This is a genomic window from Streptomyces sp. NPDC001851 (assembly GCF_040297165.1).
Taxonomy (GTDB): Bacteria; Actinomycetota; Actinomycetes; order Streptomycetales; family Streptomycetaceae; genus Streptomyces.
Genome location: NZ_JBEOYR010000009.1, coordinates 287,837 through 308,960 on the forward strand (window position 1 = coordinate 287,837; position 21,124 = coordinate 308,960).

Annotated in this window: 20 protein-coding genes; 10 read left to right on the forward strand and 10 right to left on the reverse strand. The window is 71.1% G+C overall.

Annotated features, from left to right (window positions below):
- Positions 1-26 precede the first annotated feature (26 nt).
- Positions 27-2,552, forward strand: a complete 2,526-nt coding sequence (locus ABT171_RS16235; protein ID WP_351244072.1) for an ATP-dependent Clp protease ATP-binding subunit — start codon at positions 27-29, stop codon at positions 2,550-2,552.
- A gap of 78 nt (positions 2,553-2,630) precedes the next feature.
- Here ABT171_RS16235 and ABT171_RS16240 read toward each other — a convergent pair whose 3' ends face one another.
- The gene (locus tag ABT171_RS16240) at positions 2,631-3,251 is read right to left on the reverse strand and encodes an HAD family acid phosphatase (RefSeq protein ID WP_351244074.1); all 621 of its coding nucleotides are present in this window, start codon (positions 3,249-3,251) and stop codon (positions 2,631-2,633) included.
- Positions 3,252-3,644: 393 nt separating this feature from the next.
- Here ABT171_RS16240 and ABT171_RS16245 point away from each other — a divergent pair, with 393 nt between their 5' ends.
- The gene (locus tag ABT171_RS16245) at positions 3,645-4,196 is read left to right on the forward strand and encodes a M23 family metallopeptidase (RefSeq protein ID WP_351244076.1); all 552 of its coding nucleotides are present in this window, start codon (positions 3,645-3,647) and stop codon (positions 4,194-4,196) included.
- Between the two features lies 1 nt (position 4,197).
- Here ABT171_RS16245 and ABT171_RS16250 read toward each other — a convergent pair whose 3' ends face one another.
- Complete coding sequence (locus tag ABT171_RS16250; RefSeq protein ID WP_351244078.1) at positions 4,198-4,797, reverse strand: TetR/AcrR family transcriptional regulator; 600 nt, start codon at positions 4,795-4,797, stop codon at positions 4,198-4,200.
- Positions 4,798-4,922: 125 nt separating this feature from the next.
- On the opposite strand from ABT171_RS16250, the gene ABT171_RS16255 reads away from it, so the two are divergent.
- From ABT171_RS16255 to ABT171_RS16265, 3 genes are all read left to right on the forward strand, one after another.
- A complete protein-coding gene (locus tag ABT171_RS16255; protein WP_351244080.1) occupies positions 4,923-6,491 on the forward strand; it encodes an MDR family MFS transporter in 1,569 nt (522 codons plus the stop codon).
- Positions 6,492-6,594: 103 nt separating this feature from the next.
- On the forward strand, positions 6,595-7,083 hold the full coding sequence (locus ABT171_RS16260; RefSeq protein WP_351244082.1) for a helix-turn-helix transcriptional regulator: 489 nt from the start codon (positions 6,595-6,597) through the stop codon (positions 7,081-7,083).
- Positions 7,080-7,526, forward strand: coding sequence for a VOC family protein (locus tag ABT171_RS16265; RefSeq protein ID WP_351244084.1), 447 nt, complete (start codon positions 7,080-7,082; stop codon positions 7,524-7,526). The genes ABT171_RS16260 and ABT171_RS16265 overlap by 4 nt, the downstream gene beginning before the upstream one ends.
- Before the next feature lie 70 nt (positions 7,527-7,596).
- Here ABT171_RS16265 and cseC read toward each other — a convergent pair whose 3' ends face one another.
- The 5 genes from cseC to ABT171_RS16290 form a co-directional block, all read right to left on the reverse strand.
- Entirely contained in the window at positions 7,597-8,955 is a 1,359-nt protein-coding gene (cseC, locus tag ABT171_RS16270; protein WP_351244086.1) for a two-component system sensor histidine kinase CseC, read from the reverse strand.
- 11 nt (positions 8,956-8,966) lie between these two features.
- Positions 8,967-9,671, reverse strand: coding sequence for a two-component system response regulator CseB (cseB, locus tag ABT171_RS16275; protein ID WP_351244088.1), 705 nt, complete (start codon positions 9,669-9,671; stop codon positions 8,967-8,969).
- Between the two features lie 40 nt (positions 9,672-9,711).
- On the reverse strand, positions 9,712-10,314 hold the full coding sequence (locus ABT171_RS16280; RefSeq protein ID WP_351244090.1) for a hypothetical protein: 603 nt from the start codon (positions 10,312-10,314) through the stop codon (positions 9,712-9,714).
- 41 nt (positions 10,315-10,355) lie between these two features.
- The gene (locus ABT171_RS16285; protein WP_351244092.1) at positions 10,356-10,895 is read right to left on the reverse strand and encodes a SigE family RNA polymerase sigma factor; all 540 of its coding nucleotides are present in this window, start codon (positions 10,893-10,895) and stop codon (positions 10,356-10,358) included.
- 273 nt (positions 10,896-11,168) lie between these two features.
- Positions 11,169-12,044 (reverse strand): HhH-GPD family protein, encoded by an 876-nt coding sequence (locus tag ABT171_RS16290; RefSeq protein WP_351244094.1) that lies wholly within the window; start codon positions 12,042-12,044, stop codon positions 11,169-11,171.
- A gap of 180 nt (positions 12,045-12,224) precedes the next feature.
- Between ABT171_RS16290 and ABT171_RS16295 the strand changes: the two genes are divergently transcribed.
- A complete protein-coding gene (locus ABT171_RS16295) occupies positions 12,225-13,040 on the forward strand; it encodes a hypothetical protein (protein ID WP_351244096.1) in 816 nt (271 codons plus the stop codon).
- 70 nt (positions 13,041-13,110) lie between these two features.
- On the opposite strand, the gene disA is transcribed toward ABT171_RS16295, so the two are convergent.
- Positions 13,111-14,235, reverse strand: a complete 1,125-nt coding sequence (disA, locus tag ABT171_RS16300; protein ID WP_351244098.1) for a DNA integrity scanning diadenylate cyclase DisA — start codon at positions 14,233-14,235, stop codon at positions 13,111-13,113.
- 80 nt (positions 14,236-14,315) lie between these two features.
- Entirely contained in the window at positions 14,316-15,725 is a 1,410-nt protein-coding gene (radA, locus tag ABT171_RS16305; protein WP_351244100.1) for a DNA repair protein RadA, read from the reverse strand.
- Between the two features lie 219 nt (positions 15,726-15,944).
- Between radA and ABT171_RS16310 the strand changes: the two genes are divergently transcribed.
- Complete coding sequence (locus ABT171_RS16310) at positions 15,945-17,648, forward strand: BACON domain-containing protein (RefSeq protein ID WP_351244102.1); 1,704 nt, start codon at positions 15,945-15,947, stop codon at positions 17,646-17,648.
- A 56-nt stretch (positions 17,649-17,704) separates the two neighbouring features.
- On the opposite strand, the gene ABT171_RS16315 is transcribed toward ABT171_RS16310, so the two are convergent.
- Positions 17,705-18,535: a DUF3109 family protein gene (locus ABT171_RS16315; protein WP_503075359.1), complete on the reverse strand. Its 831-nt coding sequence runs from the start codon at positions 18,533-18,535 to the stop codon at positions 17,705-17,707.
- 71 nt (positions 18,536-18,606) lie between these two features.
- Here ABT171_RS16315 and ABT171_RS16320 point away from each other — a divergent pair, with 71 nt between their 5' ends.
- The 3 genes from ABT171_RS16320 to ABT171_RS16330 all read left to right on the forward strand — a co-directional run bounded on the left by ABT171_RS16320 (position 18,607) and on the right by ABT171_RS16330 (position 21,118).
- Positions 18,607-19,539 (forward strand): Ppx/GppA family phosphatase, encoded by a 933-nt coding sequence (locus tag ABT171_RS16320; protein ID WP_351244104.1) that lies wholly within the window; start codon positions 18,607-18,609, stop codon positions 19,537-19,539.
- Positions 19,540-19,667: 128 nt separating this feature from the next.
- The gene (locus ABT171_RS16325; RefSeq protein ID WP_351244106.1) at positions 19,668-20,498 is read left to right on the forward strand and encodes a sugar phosphate isomerase/epimerase family protein; all 831 of its coding nucleotides are present in this window, start codon (positions 19,668-19,670) and stop codon (positions 20,496-20,498) included.
- Positions 20,495-21,118, forward strand: a complete 624-nt coding sequence (locus ABT171_RS16330) for a TetR/AcrR family transcriptional regulator (protein ID WP_351244108.1) — start codon at positions 20,495-20,497, stop codon at positions 21,116-21,118. Before ABT171_RS16325 ends, ABT171_RS16330 begins: the two co-directional genes overlap by 4 nt.
- The last annotated feature ends 6 nt before the right edge of the window (positions 21,119-21,124 follow it).

The window sequence follows — 21,124 nt, forward strand, 5'->3', positions numbered from 1 at the left end:
CTGACCGCTCTGAGGAGCGATTAACGATGTTCGAGAGGTTCACCGACCGCGCGCGGCGGGTTGTCGTCCTGGCTCAGGAAGAAGCCCGGATGCTCAACCACAACTACATCGGCACCGAGCACATCCTCCTGGGTCTCATCCACGAGGGCGAAGGTGTCGCCGCTAAGGCCCTGGAGAGCCTCGGCATTTCGCTTGAGGCGGTCCGCCAGCAGGTGGAGGAGATCATCGGCCAGGGCCAGCAGGCCCCGTCCGGTCACATCCCCTTCACCCCCCGTGCCAAGAAGGTCCTGGAGCTGTCGCTCCGCGAGGCCCTTCAGCTGGGCCACAACTACATCGGCACGGAGCACATCCTGCTCGGCCTGATCCGCGAGGGCGAGGGCGTCGCCGCCCAGGTCCTGGTCAAGCTGGGCGCAGACCTCAACCGGGTGCGGCAGCAGGTCATCCAGCTGCTCTCCGGTTACCAGGGCAAGGAGACCGCCGCCGCGGGCGGCCCGGCCGAGGGCACGCCTTCGACCTCTCTCGTCCTGGACCAGTTCGGCCGGAACCTCACCCAGGCCGCTCGTGAGTCCAAGCTCGACCCGGTCATCGGGCGCGAGAAGGAGATCGAGCGGGTCATGCAGGTGCTGTCCCGCCGTACGAAGAACAACCCGGTGCTGATCGGTGAGCCCGGCGTCGGCAAGACCGCCGTCGTCGAGGGCCTCGCCCAGGCCATCGTCAAGGGCGAGGTGCCCGAGACCCTCAAGGACAAGCACCTCTACACGCTGGACCTCGGCGCGCTGGTCGCCGGCTCCCGCTACCGCGGTGACTTCGAGGAGCGCCTGAAGAAGGTGCTCAAGGAGATCCGCACCCGCGGCGACATCATCCTGTTCATCGACGAGCTGCACACCCTGGTCGGTGCGGGCGCCGCCGAGGGCGCCATCGACGCGGCGAGCATCCTCAAACCGATGCTGGCCCGCGGTGAGCTGCAGACCATCGGTGCGACCACGCTGGACGAGTACCGCAAGCACCTGGAGAAGGACGCGGCCCTGGAGCGCCGCTTCCAGCCCATCCAGGTCGCCGAGCCGTCCCTGCCGCACACGATCGAGATCCTCAAGGGCCTGCGCGACCGGTACGAGGCGCACCACCGCGTCTCCATCACGGACGAGGCCCTGGTCCAGGCGGCCACCCTGGCCGACCGCTACATCTCGGACCGCTTCCTGCCCGACAAGGCGATCGACCTGATCGACGAGGCGGGCTCCCGGATGCGCATCCGCCGGATGACCGCTCCGCCGGACCTGCGCGAGTTCGACGAGAAGATCGCCGCCGTCCGCCGGGACAAGGAGTCCGCGATCGACTCGCAGGACTTCGAGAAGGCCGCCTCCCTGCGCGACAAGGAGAAGCAGCTCCTGGCCGCCAAGGCCAAGCGGGAGAAGGAGTGGAAGGCCGGCGACATGGACGTCGTCGCCGAGGTCGACGGCGAGCTGATCGCCGAGGTCCTCGCCACGGCCACCGGCATCCCGGTCTTCAAGCTGACCGAGGAGGAGTCCAGCCGCCTGCTCCGCATGGAGGAGGAGCTGCACAAGCGGGTCATCGGCCAGAACGACGCCGTCAAGGCGCTGTCGAAGGCGATCCGCCGTACGCGTGCCGGTCTGAAGGACCCGAAGCGTCCGGGTGGTTCGTTCATCTTCGCCGGCCCGTCCGGTGTCGGTAAGACCGAACTGTCCAAGGCGCTCGCCGAGTTCCTCTTCGGTGACGAGGACGCGCTGATCTCCCTCGACATGTCGGAGTTCAGCGAGAAGCACACGGTCTCGCGTCTCTTCGGTTCCCCGCCCGGATACGTGGGTTACGAAGAGGGCGGCCAGCTGACCGAGAAGGTCCGCCGCAAGCCGTTCTCCGTCGTCCTCTTCGACGAGGTCGAGAAGGCCCACCCGGACATCTTCAACTCGCTGCTGCAGATCCTGGAGGACGGTCGCCTGACCGACTCCCAGGGCCGGGTCGTGGACTTCAAGAACACGGTCATCATCATGACGACCAACCTCGGCACCCGGGACATCTCCAAGGGCTTCAACCTGGGCTTCGCGGCCTCGGGTGACACGAAGACCAACTACGAGCGCATGAAGAACAAGGTGTCGGACGAGCTGAAGCAGCACTTCCGCCCCGAGTTCCTCAACCGCGTCGACGACGTGGTCGTCTTCCCGCAGCTGACGCAGGCGGACATCCTGCGGATCGTCGACCTGATGATCGGCAAGGTGGACGAGCGTCTGAAGGACCGGGACATGGGCATCGAGCTCTCCCAGTCCGCGAAGGAGCTGCTGTCCAAGAAGGGTTACGACCCGGTGCTGGGCGCGCGTCCGCTGCGTCGCACGATCCAGCGCGAGGTCGAGGACTCGCTGTCGGAGAAGATCCTCTTCGGTGAGCTGCGCCCCGGTCACATCGTGGTCGTGGACACCGAGGGCGAGGGCGACGCCCAGACCTTCACCTTCCGTGGTGAGGAGAAGTCGGCGCTGCCCGACGTCCCGCCGATCGAGCAGGCGGCCGGCGGTGCCGGGCCGAACCTGAGCAAGGACGCGTAAGCCTCCGGCGAATCGGCCGAGCACAAGGGGCCGGTGCCTTCGGGCACCGGCCCCTCAGCCATGTCCGGCACCCGCCGGTTACGACAACTGGCCGTTGTAGTCCGGCAGTTTGAAGGTCTTCTCGGCGTGGCCGCCGGAGAGGTCGGTGGCGCTGTTGCCGATGTTCGCGATGATCGTGTAGCCCTTGTTCTCGATGTCGACGCGCTGGGCGGTCTTGTAGGCGGCGACATCCTTGAAGAGGTCGAACAGCCCGCGGACGTAGAGGCCGGAGACGTCGTAGCCGTCGTGTTCGAGGTTGTACTCGGTGGGCAGGTAGATGATGCCCGGGCGGGCCGTGACGAAGAACAGCGAGACGCCGTGCTCCTGGGCGTACTTCGCCACGTTCAGCACGGGCTTGTTGGCCGGCTGCGGGTAGCTGAAACCGAAGTCGGTCTCCAGCGTGGTGTTGTCGATGTCGAAGACGATCGCCTGCTTCTCGCCCGGCCCGGCGTCGGCGATGCGCTCCTTCAGGTACGGCAGGGCCTGGTCCATCACCGTCTGGCAGTCCTTCTGCCAGGTGGCGTAGTCGACCTTCGTCGAAGCGGCGGCGGAGTCGGCCGCGGCCGCGGTCGCGGCCTGGGCCGGGGCGGCCATCGCGGCCAGGGCGGCCACGGAGACGGCGGTGGCGGAGATGCGGTGCGCCCAGGGGCGTCTGGTCATCGGTGGGGGTCCTCTCACGTCCGTACGTCCGTACGCGTGCATGACATGTCAGGGGCATGATCTGCGGCGAGGGTGGCGCGAAAGGGACCGTAGGGTTACCGGACGGTAGGTCGCCAGAGGCGTGCATCACATTTCCGTGATCGTCGGTTTGGCCGGCCGGTGATAACCGGCACATGCGAAATGTCCCTTACTAGCGGGGATAGTGGGATCCGTCGCCCTTAGTGAAAAGGGTTTTCGCCCTGGAATCGCGTGGTGGCTTACCGGCATCTACGGCCGGCTGTCGTAGACGGCGCGTTTTGGGCCGGACGGGGTCCTCGGCTACCAAGGGGTGGCCGCTCCGCCGGACGTCTGTTCGCGGGGTGGCGGTTCTGTCCCCGAGTCCACGAGGTTTCGATGTTCCAGCGCGTCACGTCCCGTTCTTCCCGTACGTCTTCGCTCCGCACCCGCGTGGCCGTCCTGGCCGCCGGAATCGGTGCCACGGCCGTGCTGGGGACCGGGGTCGCGAGCGCTGCCGCCCCGTCGGCCGCCTCCTGGGTCGACCCGGTGAAGACGTACACGCTCTCCGCCGGCTTCATGCAGGCCGGCAGTCACTGGGTCGCCAAGCACAGCGGGCAGGACTTCGCCGTGCCGACCGGTACCGAGGTCGTCGCCGCGCACGGCGGCACCGTCGTCAAGGCCGGCCCGAACGGCGCCGGTGACGGTCCCGCGTACGGCAACGCCGTCGTGATCAAGCACGGCAACGGCAGCTACTCGCAGTACGCGCACCTGTCCCGGATCGACGTCAGGGCCGGCCAGACCGTCACGACCGGCCAGCGCATCGCCCTCTCCGGCTCCACCGGCAACTCCACCGGCCCCCATCTGCACTTCGAGATCCGTACGACCCCGAACTACGGCTCCGCCGTCGACCCGGTCGCCTTCCTGCGCGCCAACGGCGTCAGCGTCTGAGTCAGTCCTTCTCGCGGGCGTGTTCGTGGGCCTGTGTGATCAGGCCCAGGGCGACCTCCAGAACGGCATCGCGCTTCTTCTCGGGGTCGCCTTCCAGGTCCTGCATCACGAACATCCCCGCGTGCAGCGTGAACATCGCGCTGACGGAGCGCACCTGGTCCACCAGGTCGGCCTCGGGGTCGATCAGGATGTCCCTCAGGCCCCGCATACGGTCCTTGAAGGTGTCGCCGATGCGCAGCTCCCGCACGGTCGCCTGGTTCTCCTGCATGAAGCGGAACAGCGGTTCGGCACCGGACAGGGCCTCGCTGTAGCGCCGCACGAGGTCCTGCTTGGTCTCCAGGGTGTGCGGCTGGCCGCGGCCCCACTCGATCAGGTCCTCGATCGGTTTCGTCAGATCCTCGAAGAGGCTGACGATGATCTCTTCCTTCGTCTTGAAGTGGTAGTACAGGGCCGCCTTCGTGACGTCGAGACGCTCGGCGATCTCGCGCAGGGAGGTCTTCTCGTAGCCCTGCTCCGCGAAGAGTTCGAGTGCCACGTCCTGGATGCGCTGGCGGGTGTTGCCGCGGCGCTGCTGCTTGGTGCCGTCCATGGTGACGCCCATCCTCGTACTCCTCGCGCTCCCGCGAAAACTTACTTGACGCCCGGCTAGTTAGGCGTCTACTTTCCCTAGTGTAGTGAGCTAGCCGGGCGGCAAGTAAGTAGCCGCCGCAGGGGGAGTGGAAAGAGATGGCGGACACAGTGGGAAGCAGTACGGAGGGCAAACGGCCCAGGAGCGTGCGGGTGGTCCTGCTCGCGCTCATGATCGCGATGATGCTCGCGATGCTCGACAACATGATCGTGGGTACGGCGATGCCGACGATCGTGGGCGATCTGGGCGGTCTGGAGCACCTGTCCTGGGTGGTCACCGGCTACACCCTGGCCACCGCGGCCTCCACCCCGATCTGGGGCAAGGTCGGGGACATGTACGGGCGCAAGGGTGCCTTCCTCGGCTCGATCGTGCTCTTCCTGATCGGCTCGGCACTCAGCGGCATGGCCCAGAACATGGGTGAGCTGATCGGTTTCCGCGCCGTGCAGGGCCTCGGCGCCGGCGGTCTGATGGTCGGCGTGATGGCGATCATCGGCGACCTGATCCCGCCGCGGGAGCGCGGCAAGTACACCGGCATGATGGCCGGCGTCATGGCGCTGGCGATGATCGGCGGTCCCCTGGTCGGTGGCACCATCACCGACAACTGGGGCTGGCGCTGGTCGTTCTACATCAACCTGCCGCTGGGTGTCGTGGCCCTGGCGCTGGTCAGCGCCGTACTGCACCTGCCCAAGAAGCGGGCACAGGCGCGCATCGACTATCTGGGCGTCGTGCTGCTGACCGTCGGCATCACCGCGATCGTGCTGGTCACCACCTGGGGCGGCGCCGAGTACGCCTGGACGTCCGCGCGGATCATGGAACTGATCGGTATCGGCGTCGCCGCGCTGATCGGGTTCGTGTTCTGGCAGACGAAGGCCGCCGAACCGGTCGTACCGCTGCACATGTTCAGGAGCCGCAACTTCACCCTGATGTCGCTCATCGGCTTCATCACCGGCTTCGTGATGTTCGGAGCCACGCTCTACCTGCCGCTGTACCAGCAGGCCGTGCAGGGCGCCTCCGCGACCAACTCCGGTCTGCTGCTCCTGCCGATGCTCGGCGCGATGCTGGTGACCTCGATGGTCGCGGGCCGGGTGACCACCAACAGCGGCCGCTACAAGGTCTTCCCGGTCGCCGGTGGCGCGCTGATGATCGTCGGGCTGTATCTGCTGTCCCTGATGGGCACCGGTACGACCCGGCTGACCTCCGGCGTCTACATGGCCGTCCTGGGCCTGGGCATGGGCTGCCTGATGCAGGTCACCATGCTGGTCGCGCAGAACAGCGTGGAGATGAAGGACATGGGCGTGGCCTCGTCGTCCTCGACGCTGTTCCGTACGCTCGGCTCCTCCTTCGGTGTGGCCATCATGGGCGCGCTGTTCAACAACCGGGTTCAGCACGTCATGGCGGAGCGGGGCGGCGCGGTGGGCAAGCGCATGACCGAGAAGACCGCCGCGCTGGACGCGAAGCACATCAAGATGCTGCCGGCGCCCATCCGGGACGCGTACCAGCACGCGGTGTCCGCCGGTACGCACTCGGCGTTCCTGCTGGGCGCGGCGATCGCGGTGCTCGTGCTGATCGCGGCCCTGTTCGTGAAGGAGGTCCCGCTGAGGGGCGGGAAGCCTTCGGCGGACGCCGGTGACGAGGTGGCTCCGGTGCAGGTCGTCGAAGCCGTGTGAGGTGTGCCCGAGCCGAAGGCCCCGGGGTCGTGTCCGCCCCCGGGGCCTTCCGTGTTCGCGCCGGCCGGAGCCGTTGTCAGTGCCCCGTGCCACCATCGGTCGCATGGACAAGCTGCGCCGTATGCGTCTGGCCAAGGACGTCATGGACCGGGACTGGGCCGACCCCGGTCTCGATCTCGGCGCGGTCGCCGCGCATGCCGGGTACTCGCGGTTCCACTTCCTGCGCGCCTTCAGGGACGCCTACGGCGAGACGCCGGGCCAGTATCTGACCCACCGGCGCATCGAGCGGGCCGAGGAGATGCTGCGCTGCGCCAACCTCACCGTGACCGAGATCTGCACGCTCGTCGGCTTCAGCAGCCTCGGCACCTTCTCCGCCCGCTTCAAGGCCCGCACCGGCCTCACCCCGAGCGAGTACCGCGCCCGGCACGTGGGCCGCGGTGCCTCCCTGATACCCGGCTGCTACGCCATGCTCTGGGCCGGCGGATTCAGCACCGCAAGATCGGAGAAGCGCCCCGGGCCCGGCCCTGCCTACGGTGACGAACGGGAATCCGTCCCACCGCACCACGCCGCCGACAGGGGAGCAGAACCATGATCAAGGGGCTTGCCATCACCACCGTCTGGGTCCTCGACCAGGACCGGGCCAAGGACTTCTACACCCGGAAACTGGGCCTTGAGGTCCGTACGGACATGACCATGGGGGAGGGCGGCATGCGCTGGCTCACCGTCGGCGCCCCCGGCCAGCCCGACGTGGAGCTGACGCTCATGGTGCCCGGGCCGCCCGCGATGGACCCCGAGTCCGCGGAGATGATGAGGAAGCTCATCGCGAAGGGGGCGCTGGGCGCGGGGGTGCTGGCGACCGATGACATCCACGGCGACTACAAGAAGCTCAAGGAGCGGGGGGTGGAGTTCCTCCAGGAGCCCCAGGAGCGGCCGTACGGCACGGAGGCGCTGTTCCGCGACGACTCCGGGAACTGGTTCTCGTTCACGCAGCGGCGGGAGGGCGGGCTGGATCCGGAGCGCGACTGGGGCTGCTGAGCGCCTGACGCTCCGCCGCGCGGCGCGAGTTGCGGCGCCTTCGGCCGACGGCGCCGCAACTCGCGCCGCGCTACGAGGCGCTGCCCCCCGACAACGGCAGCATCGGGTAGCTGCCCGTCGCCGTCGGCGCGTGTTCCGGCAGCCACAGCACCGCCACCGCGCCCTCCGCGGGGATGCCGTCGGGGGTCCCGGCGGGGCGGACGTTGCGGAACGTCAGGCGGGCGCCGAGTACCCGGGCCTGGCCCGCCGCGATGGTCAGGCCCAGCCCGTGGCCCGTACCGGCGCGGTCCTTGCTGCCGGTGCGGAAGCGGCTCGGCCCCTCGGCGAGCAGCTCCTCGGGGAAGCCGGGACCGTGGTCGCGGACCCGGATGACCCGGCCCTCGACGGTCACCTCGATCGGCGGCCTGCCATGCCGTGCCGCGTTGGCGAGCAGGTTGAACAGCACCCGCTCCAGGCGCCGCGGATCGGTGGTGACCTGCGACTCGTGCACCACCCGTACGGCGATGTCCGGGTCCTTGGCGGCCACCCGCCGGGTGACGAACTCGCCGAGCATGATGTCCTGCAGCTCGGCCCGCTCCGAGGCGCCGTCGAGCCGGGCCACCTCCAGGACGTCCTCGACGAGCGTGCGCATCGCCTTCGCCCGGTCCAGGACCAGCTCCGTCGGCCGGCCCGGCGGCAGCAGTTCGGCGGCCGTCAGCAGGCCCGTCACCGGGGTGCGCAGTTCGTGCGCGATGTCGGCGGTGACCCGCCGCTCGGCCTCCAGCCGCTGCCGCAGCGCGTCCGCCATGGCGTCCACGGCGCGCGCGAGATCGTCGGTCTCGTCCCGTACGACCCCGCCGATGGCCTCCCGGACCCGGACGTCGGTCTCGCCCTTGGCCACCTGGTTCGCGGCGGCCGCCGCCTTGCGCAGCCGCCCGGACAGCTGCCCGCCGATCAGCACGCCGAGCGCGCTGCCGCCGAGCACGACGGCGACGGACCCGATGACCAGCGCCTGGTCGAGGTCCTTCATCACGTCGGTGGAACGGTCGGGCATATGGCTGTGCAGGGACAGCACATGGCCGTCCTTGGTGGGCACGGCCGCCCAGATGTCCGGCACTCCGTCGCGGTCGATGACATCGCTGGCCTTGCGGCCGTCCGTGACCTTCTCGCGCAGCGCGGCCGGCAGCTCGGAGTCGTCGATCTTGACGTTCGGGAAGTTCGGCCGCCGGTTCTGGTCGTAGTTGAGCTGCGCGAACTGGAGGCGCTGGTTGGCCAGGTCGCGTGCGTTGTCGAGCATCGAGACCCGGGCCGCGTTGTGCACGACCAGGCTCAGCACGATCGCCACCAGCCCGGCCACCAGCGCGATCGCCGCGCTGAGCTTCCATCTGAGTCCGGTGTGCAGGCCCGCGCGCTCCACGCGCCGGACCGGGTGTCGGAGGATCCCCCGCATCGCCGCCCCGCTCAGGCCTTCAGCTTGTAGCCGAAGCCGCGGACGGTCTCGATCCGGTCCTGGCCGATCTTCTGGCGGAGCCGCTGCACATGCACGTCGACGACCCGGGTGTCCCCGCCCCAGCCGTAGTCCCAGACCCGCTCCAGCAGCTTGTCGCGGGAGAGCACGGTGCCCGGCGCCGAGGAGAACTCCAGCAGCAGGCGCATCTCGGTCGGGGTGAGCGCCACCGGCTGCCCGGCCCGGCGTACCTCCATGCCCTCGGTGTCGATCTCCAGGTCCCCGAAGACGAGCACCCCGCCGTTCACCGCGTCCGCTCCGGGCTCGGCCTGGCCGCTGCCGCTCGCGTGCCCGAAGCGGCGCAGCACCGCCCGGATCCGCGCGACCAGCACCGCGCCGTCGAACGGCTTGGTCACATAGTCGTCGGCGCCCGCCTCCAGGCCGAGGACGACGTCGATGGAGTCGGCGCGCGCCGACAGCATGATCACCGGCACGGTCGACTCGTCGCGGATGCGACGGCACAGGCTGACGCCGTCCAGGCCGGGGACCATGACGTCCAGCAGGGCGATGTCGGGGCGGTTCGCCCGGAACGCCTCCAGGCCCGACAGCCCGTCGGGCATGGCGGTGACCGCGAAGCCGTCCCGCTCCAGGGCGAGCTGGGTGGCCTCGCGGATGACATCGTCGTCCTCGACGAACAGGACGTGGGTCTGGTCGGCCATCCCGGTGCTCTCAGTCCTCGTGGTGTTGTGCGTGTGCGGGTCAGTTGTCCTGCGCGGGCGCCGCGTCGCCGCCGGTTCTGCTGTAGCGGTTCTCGTGCCGGGTCCGCTCGGCGAACCGGCCCGCCTTCCAGTGGTACGTGATCACGGTTTCCCTGGACGGGTTGGCCGCCGGGTCGTCCGTGTCGTACACCTGCTTGGTCACGGTCAGCTCGTGGCCGTCGATCTCCGAGAAGACCGGCGAGTCCTCCGCCTTGAACACATTCTCGTACGTCCCCCCGACGTCCCGGTACACGTACGTGCCGATGCCCACCTCGTCACCGCAGACCCACACGTTGACCAGGACGTCGTTGACGGGCCCGCCGGTCAGATCGCCGTAGGCGGCCTCGACAGGGTAGTCGTCGCCGCTGCACGGCTTCAGCTCCCGCTTCACCGCCGTGGAGACCGCCGGGTCCCTCTTGAGCAGGGAGACCGCGTCCACTCGCTGGTAGCGGCTGGTCGGGCTCGGGCTGGACTTGGGAGCGTCGACGGCTCCCACGGCCGCCGACGCGTGTGCCGGGCCCTCGTCCCGGGTGCCGGTGCCCCCCGTGCCGCTAGCGGCGACGAAAAGGGCGATGGCGGCGAGCGCGGCCCCCGCCGCGATCACCGCCTGCGTGATTCCTCGGGTCCCGACGGACCCGGCCCCGGTCAGGCCGCGCAACGCTCCCGCTCCTCACGCTCCAGCGCGCGTGCGTCCAGATCGCGGGCCTCCAGCTCCTCGCGGAGCCGGGCGAGCGCCCGGTGCAGCGTGCTCTTGACCGTACCGGCCGACATGCCGAGGGCCGCGGCGGTCTCCTCCGTGGACATCTGCTCCCAGTGTCGCAGCACCACGACGCTCCGCTGCTTCGGTGCGAGTACTTTCATGATGTCCATCAGCAGGGCCCGGTCGGCGTGCTGCTCGGTGGCGTCGTCCACGGACGCGTCGGGCAGCTGCTCGGTCGGGACCTCCTCCAGCTTGCGCGCCCGCCACCACTCCGTACGGGTGTTGATCATGACGCGGCGCAGGTAGGCGTCGGCGAGCCGCTTGTCCGCGATGCCCTCCCAGCGGCCGTACGTGCGCACCAGCGCCGTCTGCAGCAGGTCCTGGGCGTCGACGGGGTCCGGCACCAGTCGGCGAGCGCTGCGCAGCAGCGCGTCCTGCCGGGTGCGGACGTACTCCTCGAACTCGAGCACCTCGCCCTGCGCCATGATCAACCGCCTCCCGTTCCCCGTTCACTCCGGCCCGATGCCTGAAGTCCTTCGTCCCAGTGCCCGGTGGTCTGCCGGGCATGGAAGAGAACCTACGGAGTGGTTGTCACGGCGTTGTCCGAACCAGCCTGCGGCTAGCAATCGGCTATCCGTCGGTTGTGTAACGGCCGTGGGAACGGGGTAAGAAGGCCGACCCTTATGTCCATTTATGCAGGGCTTTGCCAGTCTGATGGGTCCGTAACAGAGGCGCGGTGACTGTGACTTGGCTGTCCGTCAGCCCAGCGGCAGCCGGTACAGACCGCCCGGCAGCGGCTCCACCAGACCGTCCGCGACGAGCCCGTCGAGCGCGCGGGCGCGCTGCACCGGCTCGTGCCACACCCGGTCCAGCACCGCCTGCGGCACCGGCGCGTGCGCCTCCCGCAGCACGGCCAGCAGCTTGCCGCGCACCTGCCGGTCCGTACCGGCGTACGTCTGCCCGCGGCGCGGCGGGCCCGCGTGCTCCGGCTTGCCGGCCAGCCGCCAGGCGCACTGCGCGGCGATCGGGCACCGCGCGCACCCCTCGTTCTTCGCCGTGCACACCAGCGCGCCCAGCTCCATGGAGGCCGCCGCCCAGCGCGCGGCGGTCCCCTCGTCCTCCGGCAGCAGCTCACGGGCGAGCCTGCGCTCGGCGGCCGTCGTCGCGTTGGGCGGGTACTGCACCCCCGTCACCGCGCGCGCGAAGACCCGGCGCACATTCGTGTCCAGCACCGGATGCCGCTGCCCGTACGCGAAGGAGGCCACCGCGGCGGCCGTGTACTCGCCGATGCCGGGCAGCGCGAGGAGCTGCGCGTGGTCCGTCGGTACGTCCCCGCCGTGCCGTTCCGTTATGGCGACCGCCGCGCCGTGCAGCCGCAGCGCCCGGCGCGGATAGCCGAGCCGGCCCCAGGCGCGCACCGCCTCGCCCGGCGCCTCCTTCGCCAGGTCGGCGGGGCGCGGCCAGCGGGCGAGCCACTCCTCGTAGACGGGCAGCACCCGGCTGACCGGGGTCTGCTGGAGCATGAACTCGCTGACCATCACACCCCACGGGCCCGCCTCCGGGCGGCGCCAGGGGAGGTCGCGGGCATGGGCGTCGAACCAGGCGATCACGGGGGTGTGGAGCTTCTCAGTCATGGCCTTCCGATCCTGCCACGGCTCGGCCCGCCTGACGGGTGACGGCGCGGTCACGCAGCGTTGTGATGGATGAAGATCCGCGCGGCTGACGGCAGTTGCCGGGATGATGATCGGGAAAAGTTGGTGCTCGTGCGGCGGGTGGCGCAAGCGGGCGCGGGGATCTCTCGTACAGTTTGCGCCGTGGGATCTCTGCGCAATCCGGTCGGGCCGCTTCCCTCCTCCATCTACTGGCGAAGGAGGGTCGTACTGCTGTCGGTGTTCGCGGTGTTGGCGCTGCTGATCGCGTGGATCGTCACCGCCGGCGGCGGGAGCGGCAAGAAGAGCGCCGGCGGATCCAACGACAAGAATCCCGCACCCACGATCACCCCGGGACCGTCCTCGTCCGGGCCCGCGATCAGCCAACACCCGGGCGGGCGCGACGAGTCGGGCGGCGGCTCCGGCGGGAGCGACTCCGGTTCCGGCGGCGGCAGCGGTTCGGACGGCGGCTCCACCGGCTCCTCCGGGTCCGGCGGCGGCTCGGCCGGCGGCTCGGGTTCGGCTTCCGGTGGCGGCAACGTCGGTACGGGCGACGCGCTCCCGGCGTCCTCCCCGCTGCCCGACTGCACCTCCGGAGCGGTCGCGTTGAGCCTGCGGAGCCTGCGCAACTCCTACTCGCCCGACCAGACGCCGACCTTCGAACTCACCGCGAAGAACGGCTCGTCCGCCGACTGCAAGCTCGATCTCGGGCCGAAGAGCACGGAGTTGACGATCACGCCGGCGGACGGGGACGACGCGTTCTGGTCGTCGGCCGACTGCCCCCGGGGCGCGGGGAGTCTGGTGTTCCGGGTGCCGGCGGGGCGGAGCATCACGTACACCGTGAAGTGGGACCGGAAGCGGAGTGCTCCGCGGTGCGGGAAGGTCTCCGGGGGCTCGGCCGGTGCGGGGACGTACCTGCTGGAGGCGAAGGCACCGGGGTTCGGGAAGGCGCGGGCGTCTTTCGTGCTGTCGGCCGACTGAGAGGGAGGGCGGCGCGGTTCAGCCGCCGGCCGGACACGCGCCCCCGAGCGATGAGACGCCCGGCCGAAACTCAGACGTACCGCTCCAAGATGGACGACTCGGCCAAACGGGACAGGCCTTCCCGCACGCTTCTCGCCCGGGCCTCGCCCACACCGTCCACCGCCTGCAGATCATCCACGCTGGCGGCGAGCAGCTTCTGCAGGCCGCCGAAGTGCTCCACCAGCCGGTCGATGATCGCGCCCGGAAGACGCGGAACCTTGGCCAGCAGCCGGAAGCCCCGCGGGGACACCGCCGAGTCGAGCGTCTCGGGAGACCCGGTGTAGCCCAGCGCACGCGCCACCGTGCCCATCTCCAGCAGCTCCGCGTGGGTCAGCGCGTCCAGCTCGGACAGCGCCTCCTCGACCGTGCGGGACCGCTTCGCCGTCGGCTCGGGGACGTAGTCCCGGACGACCAGCTCGCGGTCGGGCTCGACGCCCGCGATCAACTCCTCCAGCTGCAGCGCGAGCAGACGCCCGTCCGTGCCCAGCTCGACCACGTACTCGGCGATTTCGGTGGCGATGCGCCGGACCATCTCCAGCCGCTGTGCGACGGCGGACACGTCCCGCACCGTCACCAGGTCCTCGATCTCCAGCGCCGACAGCGTGCCCGCCACCTCGTCCAGGCGCAGCTTGTAGCGCTCCAGCGTGGCCAGCGCCTGGTTCGCGCGGGACAGGATCGCCGCCGAGTCCTCCAGGACGCGCCGCTGGCCGTCGACGTAGAGGGCGATCAGGCGCATCGACTGGGAGACGGAGACCACGGGGAAGCCGACCTGCTTGCTCACCCGGTCCGCCGTGCGGTGCCGGGTGCCCGTCTCCTCCGTGGGGATGGTCGGGTCCGGGACCAGTTGCACACCGGCCCGGAGGATCTTCGACAGGTCCGAGGACAGCACGATGCCGCCGTCCAGCTTGCACAGCTCCCGCAGCCGGGTCGCGGTGAACTCCACGTCCAGGACGAACCCGCCCGTGCACATCGCCTCGACCGTCTTGTCGGAGCCGAGGACGATCAGCCCGCCGGTGTTGCCGCGCAGCACGCGCTCAAGGCCGTCGCGCAGGGCCGTACCGGGAGCCACGGCGCTCAGCGAGGCGCGCATCAGGCCATCGGAACCGGCACTCCCACCGGACTTTCCGGGAGCTGCTGCCCGGTCGTTGGCTGCCACTGCACTCCTCCGGTCGCAGGTTCTGACGCGCTCCCTTACCCGTACGCGGTTCGTACGGACGGGCGAGACCTGGGCAAAGTCTACCGGCGCTCCTCCGCCTCCCGGGGGGCCTCTCGGCGACGGGAGCGCGGCAGCACCCGCAGCGCGTCCCCCATGTCCGCGACTTCCAGGACCTTCATGCCGGGCGGGACCTTGCCCGGATCGGTCGGCACGAGCGCGTGCGTGAAGCCCAGCCGGTGCGCCTCGGCGAGCCTGCGCTGCACGCCCGTGACCCGTCTCACCTCGCCCGCGAGGCCGACCTCCCCGATGGCCACCAGGTTCTTCGGCAGCGGGGTGTCGCTGGCGGCGGAGGCGAGCGCGAGGGCGATGGCGAGGTCGGCGGCCGGCTCCGACAGCTTCACCCCGCCCACCGTCGCGGAGTAGATGTCCCGCTTGCCGAGCGCGCTGATCCGGCCGCGCTGCTCCAGGACGGCCAGCATCATCGACACGCGTGAGGTCTCCAGGCCGGAGGTCGTCCGGCGCGGGGAGGGGATCTGGGAGTCGACGGTCAGGGCCTGCACCTCGGCCACCAGCGGGCGGCGGCCCTCCAGGGTGACGGTCAGGCAGGTGCCGGGGACCGGCTCGGCCCGGCGGGTCAGGAACAGGCCGCTGGGGTCGGCGAGGCCGGTGATGCCCTCGTCGTGCAGCTCGAAGCAGCCGACCTCGTCCGTGGCGCCGTAGCGGTTCTTCACGCCGCGCACCAGACGCAGGCGCGCGTGCCGGTCGCCCTCGAAGTGCAGGACGACATCCACCAGGTGTTCGAGGAGGCGGGGGCCCGCGATCGCGCCGTCCTTGGTGACGTGGCCCACCAGGAGGGTGGACATGCCACGCTCCTTCGACGCCCGGATCAGCGCGCCCGCCACCTCCCTCACCTGGGCCATGCCGCCGGGCGCGCCCTCGATCTGCGGGGAGGCGACCGTCTGCACCGAGTCGAGGATCAGCAGGGACGGCTTCACCTCGTCCAAGTGGCCGAGGACGGCGGACAGATCGGTCTCGGCGGCCAGATACAGCTCGTCATGGAGGGCGCCGATGCGGTCGGCGCGCAGCCGCACCTGGCTCGCCGACTCCTCACCGGTGACATAGAGCGTGCGGTGCTCCGCGCTCGCGGACTTGGCGGCCACGTCCAGCAGCAGGGTGGACTTGCCGACGCCGGGTTCGCCCGCGAGCAGCACGACCGCGCCGGGCACCAGGCCGCCGCCGAGCACCCGGTCCAGTTCGGGCACGCCGGTCGGGCGGGCGGTGGCCTGCCGGCCGTCGACCTGGCCGATGGGCAGCGCGGAGGTGGTGACCCGGCCCGGTGCCGTCGTACGCACCGCGGGCGCGCCGTACTCCTCGACCGTGCCCCATGCCTGGCACTCGGGGCAGCGGCCGAGCCACTTGGCCGTCTGCCAGCCGCACTCGGTGCAGCGGTAGGACGGGCGGTCCTTGGTGGTCTTGGTACGGGCAGCCATGCGGAAACCGTAGCCCGCGGCACTGACAACGGGTCCCCGGGCTGTCCGAACGCGTCCCCGGGCTGCCGGGAGGGTGAACCGGTATCGGCCACCAACCGTCGGAATCGCGCCACGGAACAAAGGGTTCCTGTCCCCTTATGAGGGATCGTTTCACCCGTGCGGGTTAAAAGTGCTCAAGCTTCGAGAAGGGGCACTCCACGGCCGCCTACGGTCGCACGGGTGACGAGCAGCAGTCCGGAGACCACCACCCGCAGCACCGGAGCGCACCGCGTGCAGCGCGAGACGCGTGACCGCACCGCCGCGCGCACCCTCGCCCAGCGGCCGCCGGCGCGCTACGAGCCGTACCTGGACGGACTGTTCACCTACTGTCTGTCGGTGCTGTGCGACCACGACGCGGCCACCGCCGCCCTGGGCGACGCCCTCGCGCTGGCCGAGGGGCGCGGCCACCGCGCCCCTCGTTCCGCCGCCGACCGCAGGGCCTGGCTGTACGCGCTGGCCCGCTGGGCATGCCTGCGCAAGCTGGCCGAGGCCAAGCAGAAACGTCAGGCCACCCACGCGGCCGGCCGTTCCGGCGCCGGGAAGCCGGCCGGGCCCCAGGTGCCCGACCCGCCGGTCGCACCGGAGGTCCAGGAGCGGCGGCGGCGCGAACTGGCCCTGCTGGCCTGGCCGGAGGCGGCGGGTACCACCCCCGAGCAGCGCGAGGCCCTCGAACTGGCCGTCCGGCACCACCTGGCCGCGCACGAGGTCGCCGCCGTCCTCGGCATGGCGGAGGCCGCCGCGCGGGAACTGCTCGCCACGGCCGCCTGCGAGGTCGAGCGCACCCGCGCGGCCCTCGCCGTCGTCGAGACCGGCGGCTGTCCGAGCGTGGGCCACCTCACCGGGGACAGCGGCCTGGTCCTGAGTACGGCGCTGCGCCGCGAGCTGGTCCGCCACGTCGACGACTGCCCGCGCTGCCGCCGCACCGCCGAGCGCGCCGTTCCCGGCCGCTGGCCCGGCGCCACGGTCACCCCGGCCGAGCTGCCCGTCCTGGAGGCCCCCCGCGCGGCCCTGCACATCGCCCTGACCCGCCCGGCACGCGCGCGTGGCGTGGCGGTACCCCGCTTCGACCGGCGGGGCTTCCCGATGGACCCCAAGGACCGCGTGGCCCGCCGCGACCGGCTACGCGCACGTGCGGTGACGACGACGGTCGTCGCCACGGTGGTGGCCGCCCCCGTCCTCGCCCTGTGGGCCGCCTACCGGGGCGCCCCGACGGCGGAGGGGGAGGGCCCCTCGGCCACCGCGCGCGAGGCGCAGAGCCCCGACGCCCTCGGCAGTGACACGGCCGGCGGCTACGAGAACGCCGGGAACGCCAGCGCGAAGCCCGGCGCCCGGCTCGGTGAGGACAGTGAGGCGGACGTCTCCGTGGAGGTCGTCAGCGTCCACGGCAGGGGCGACGCGCGCTCCGGACAGCTCGACGTCAGCGCCGCAGGCGACGGCGACACCACGCTGATCACCCTCAGCGCGTCGGGTTCCGGGCCGGTCGCCTGGTCCGCGTCCGCCTCGGCGGACTGGCTCTACCTCAGCCGGTCCTCGGGAACCCTCCGGCCCGGCGAGACGTTGACGATCAAGGTGTACGTCGACCGTCTGCGCGAGCCCTCCGGCCACTGGCACGCACAGCTGGCGATCTCCCCGGCCGGCGCCGTGGTCTCCATCGACGGCTACGGCCCCGCACCGACCCGCCACCCCACACCCCCGCCGCCGTCCTCCGCCCCCACCCCGCCCGCGTCCAGCACACCCCCCACCGGCCCCCCGCCCACCCAGGCCCCGCCCTCACCGGACCCGACCCCCACCCCGACCGCCACGAACCCACCGACCCCCTCCGACTCCCCGACCCCGACACCGCCCCAGCCGGGGAGCGGGATGCCGAGTCCTTCCGGGGGGTAGGGATGGGGTGTGCCGGGGCGGGAAGCGGGGGCGCTCGGCGGCCGGGGCCGCCGGGGCTACGGGGCCGGGTCGGCCGGGTGCGGGGCGACCAGGGGAAGCTGCGAGGCCAGTCGCTGTTCGCAGAGCTCGGCCAGGCGGTCGTAGCCGGCCTTGCCCATCAGTTCCGTCAGCTCGGCCCGGTAGGAGACGTACACCGGCTCGCCCGCGCCGTGCGCCGAGGTCGCCGAGGTGCACCACCAGTGCAGGTCGTGGCCGCCCGGGCCCCAGCCCCGGCGGTCGTACTCGCCGATGGACACCTGGAGGACCCGTGTGTCGTCGGGGCGGTCGATCCAGTCGTACGTCCGCCGGATCGGCAGCTGCCAGCACACGTCCGGCTTGGTCTCCAGCGGTTCCCGGCCCTCCCGCAGCGCGAGGATGTGCAGGGAGCAGCCCGCGCCGCCCGCGAACCCCGGACGGTTCTGGAAGATGCACGAGCCCTGGAACGGGCGGGTCTGGCGGGAGCCCTCGTCGTCCTCGGAGATCCAGCCGTTCCGGGTGCCCTCGGCGTGGTGCTGCCAGATCTCCGGCGTGAGCCGGGCCACATGCCCGGCGACCCGCTTCTCGTCGTCCTCGTCCGAGAAGTGCGCGCCCAGCGAGCAGCACCCGTCGTCCGCGCGGCCCGCCTGGATGCCCTGGCAGCCGCTGCCGAAGATGCAGTTCCAGCGGGAGGTCAGCCATGTCAGATCACAGCGGAAGACCTGCTCGTCGTCCGCAGGATCAGGAAACTCCACCCAGGCGCGCGCGAAGTCGAGCCCCTTCTCGTCGCTCACCGCCGCTTCCTTGGAGGGTGCGGCGCTCTTACGAGATTTGTCCGGCTTGCCGGCCTTCGCCTTCTTCGTCTTTGGCACTCGTCCAGAGTAAGTGGCCCAGGACCGCTCCGGGGACCGTGGACCGACGATCTGGCAGTAGCGTTCCGTATATGAGACTCGGTGTCCTGGACGTGGGTTCGAACACGGTGCATCTGCTGGTGGTGGACGCCCACCCCGGCGCGCGCCCGCTGCCCGCGCATTCGCACAAGGCCGAACTACGGCTCGCCCAGCTCCTCGACGACAGCGGTGCCATCGGCGACGACGGCATCCACAAGCTGGTCGAGGTCGTTAAGGACGCGCTCCAGGCCGCCGAGGACAAGGGCGTCGAGGACCTGCTGCCGTTCGCGACCTCGGCCGTCCGGGAGGCCGGCAACGCCGACGAGGTCCTCGCGCGCGTGGCCGACGAGACCGGCGTACGGCTCCAGGTCCTCAGCGGTGAGGAGGAGGCCCGCCTGACCTTCCTCGCGGTCCGCCGCTGGTTCGGCTGGTCCGCCGGGAAACTGCTGGTCCTGGACATCGGCGGCGGCTCCCTGGAGATCGCCTACGGCATAGACGAGGAGCCGGACGCCGCCGTCTCCCTGCCGCTCGGCGCCGGCCGGCTCACCGCGGGCTGGCTGCCCGGCGACCCGCCCGCCCCCGAGGCCGTACGCGCCCTGCGCCGCCACGTCCGCACGGAGATCGCCCGCACGGTCGGCGAATTCAGCCGCTTCGGCGCCCCCGACCACGTCGTCGCCACGTCGAAGACCTTCAAGCAGCTCGCCCGCATCGCCGGCGCGGCCCGCAGCGCCGAGGGCCTGTACGTCCAGCGCGAACTCAAGCGCGAGTCCCTGGAGGCCTGGGTGCCGCGGCTGGCCGGCATGACAGCCGACCAGCGCGCCGAGCTGCCGGGGGTCTCGGACGGCAGGGCCGGCCAGCTGCTGGCGGGTGCGCTGGTGGCCGAGGGCGCGATGGACCTGTTCGGCGTGGAGAGCCTGGAGGTCTGCCCGTGGGCCCTGCGGGAGGGCGTGATCCTGCGCCGCCTTGATCACATGGGCTCCGACTAGCGCCCCTGGAAGGGGCGGGGGGACTGCGCGAGAAGCGACCACGCAGCCGCCCCCGCCCGAATGGCAAACCTCACAACGGCGAACAGGCACCCAACACCCTCACCACCCGACCCCGTAAGGTGACGGACGTGGCTGAACCAAGGGACGTCTCCGTCGCCCTGTCCACGGCCTCCGTGTACCCGGAGTCCACGGCGACGGCCTTCGAGATCGCCGCGCGCCTCGGGTACGACGGCGTCGAGGTCATGGTGTGGACCGACCCCGTCAGCCAGGACATCGAGGCGTTGCGCCGCCTGTCGGACTACCACGGCGTCCCGATCCTGGCCGTCCATGCCCCCTGTCTGCTGATCACCCAGCGGGTCTGGTCGACGGACCCCTGGGTGAAGCTGCAGCGGGCCCAGGCGGCCGCGGAGAAGCTGGGTGCCTCCACCGTCGTCGTGCACCCGCCCTTCCGCTGGCAGCGGCAGTACGGGCGCGACTTCGTCGACGGGATCTGGCGGATGGCGAACGAGACGGACGTACGGTTCGCCGTCGAGAACATGTACCCGTGGCGCTACCGCGACCGCGAGATGCTCGCCTACGCCCCCGACTGGGACGTCACCAACGACGACTACCGGCACTTCACGATCGACCTCAGCCACACGGCGACGGCCCGCGCGAACGCCCTGGACATGATCGGCCGCATGGGCGACCGGCTGGGGCACGTGCACCTCGCCGACGGCCGGGGCTCGGCCAAGGACGAGCACCTGGTGCCCGGCCGCGGCACCCAGCCCTGCGCCGAGCTGCTGGAACACCTGACGCTGTCCGGATTCGACGGCCATGTCGTCATCGAGGTCAACACCCGCCGGGCGATGTCCAGCGCCGAGCGCGAGGCCGACCTCGCCGAGGCCCTGGCCTTCACCCGCAAGCACCTGGGGTCGACGGCAGGGATGCCCCGGCGAGGAACGGGACTCCGGCCATGAGCGACACGTCCGCCACCGGTGAGCCGGCGGCCCGCAGACGAGGCCGCCCGCCACGCGCCGAGTCCGCCGACACCCGCGACCGCATCCTCACCGCGGCCCGCGAGGAGTTCTCCGAGCGCGGGTACGAGAAGACGTCCGTACGCGGGATCGCCAAGGCGGCCGGGGTCGACCCGGCGCTCGTCCACCACTACTTCGGCACCAAGGAGCAGGTGTTCGAGGCGGCCATCGAGGTCGCCTTCGCACCCGCGCTGAACGCGCCGAACGCGGTGGCCGACGGTCCCCTGGAGGGGGTGGGGGAGCGGCTGACCCGCTTCGTCTTCGGCGTCTGGGACAACCCCACGACCCGTACGCCCCTCCTCGCGATCCTCCGGTCCGCCGTGAACAACGAGACCGCCGCCGCCGTCTTCCGCCGCCTCGTCGCCTCCCAGCTGCTGCGCCGGATCGCCGCCCAGGTGGACCTGCCGGACCCGGAGCTGCGGGCCGAGCTGGCGGCCGCGCAGCTGGTGGGCACGGCGATGATGCGTTACGTCATCAAGCTGGAGCCGCTGGCGTCCGCGGACCTGGAACAGATCATCGCCCGGGTCGCCCCCGTCGTCCAGGGGCATCTGACGGCTCCGTGAGGCGGG

Bases quoted from the DNA above. Each gene is read 5' to 3' on its own strand.
- ABT171_RS16330 (WP_351244108.1), top strand. From the start codon at position 20,495: ATGAGCGACACGTCCGCCACCGGTGAGCCGGCGGCCCGCAGACGAGGC.
- ABT171_RS16235 (WP_351244072.1), top strand. From the start codon at position 27: ATGTTCGAGAGGTTCACCGACCGCGCGCGGCGGGTTGTCGTCCTGGCT.
- cseC (WP_351244086.1), bottom strand. From the start codon at position 8,955: ATGCGGGGGATCCTCCGACACCCGGTCCGGCGCGTGGAGCGCGCGGGC.
- ABT171_RS16250 (WP_351244078.1), bottom strand. From the start codon at position 4,797: ATGGGCGTCACCATGGACGGCACCAAGCAGCAGCGCCGCGGCAACACC.
- ABT171_RS16290 (WP_351244094.1), bottom strand. From the start codon at position 12,044: ATGACTGAGAAGCTCCACACCCCCGTGATCGCCTGGTTCGACGCCCAT.
- ABT171_RS16240 (WP_351244074.1), bottom strand. From the start codon at position 3,251: ATGACCAGACGCCCCTGGGCGCACCGCATCTCCGCCACCGCCGTCTCC.
- radA (WP_351244100.1), bottom strand. From the start codon at position 15,725: ATGGCTGCCCGTACCAAGACCACCAAGGACCGCCCGTCCTACCGCTGC.
- ABT171_RS16285 (WP_351244092.1), bottom strand. From the start codon at position 10,895: ATGGCGCAGGGCGAGGTGCTCGAGTTCGAGGAGTACGTCCGCACCCGG.
- ABT171_RS16255 (WP_351244080.1), top strand. From the start codon at position 4,923: ATGGCGGACACAGTGGGAAGCAGTACGGAGGGCAAACGGCCCAGGAGC.
- ABT171_RS16265 (WP_351244084.1), top strand. From the start codon at position 7,080: ATGATCAAGGGGCTTGCCATCACCACCGTCTGGGTCCTCGACCAGGAC.
- ABT171_RS16320 (WP_351244104.1), top strand. From the start codon at position 18,607: ATGAGACTCGGTGTCCTGGACGTGGGTTCGAACACGGTGCATCTGCTG.
- cseB (WP_351244088.1), bottom strand. From the start codon at position 9,671: ATGGCCGACCAGACCCACGTCCTGTTCGTCGAGGACGACGATGTCATC.
- ABT171_RS16260 (WP_351244082.1), top strand. From the start codon at position 6,595: ATGGACAAGCTGCGCCGTATGCGTCTGGCCAAGGACGTCATGGACCGG.
- ABT171_RS16245 (WP_351244076.1), top strand. From the start codon at position 3,645: ATGTTCCAGCGCGTCACGTCCCGTTCTTCCCGTACGTCTTCGCTCCGC.